Here is a 298-nt window from a genome sequence, read left to right as displayed (position 1 = left end):
GATACATTTGATGAAAAACAGTCAATGGAATCAACTGATACAACGTATCCATTTTTTATAGAAATTTTTGCAAACTTTATGGTACCAAAAGGATACTCGAATAACTTAATTTATATAAAAAAAGATGTCAAATTTGAATTAAATAAGGACAATAAAATTTCTCAAATCACTTCAGTTGATAAAAGATTAGACAAACTAAATAAGAAGCAATTAAGTAACTATTTTGGTAAACCTACATTAGAATGGGATGACTATGTTGTTTATGAAGTAGGGGATTACCAGCTTCTATTTCAATTTT

At 26.5% G+C, this 298-nt stretch carries 1 protein-coding gene; it reads left to right on the top strand.

The genetic code is table 11. The annotated features are described in order from the left end of the window. The coding region (locus V7056_RS19750; protein ID WP_499704096.1) for a DUF4309 domain-containing protein at positions 1–298 on the top strand (298 nt) is incomplete at both ends.

The organism is Bacillus sp. JJ664, assembly GCF_036962205.1.
Lineage (GTDB): Bacteria > Bacillota > Bacilli > Bacillales > Bacillaceae_G > Gottfriedia.
Note: the sequence above shows the minus strand (reverse complement) of the source record. Positions and strands in the feature narration are given on the sequence as shown.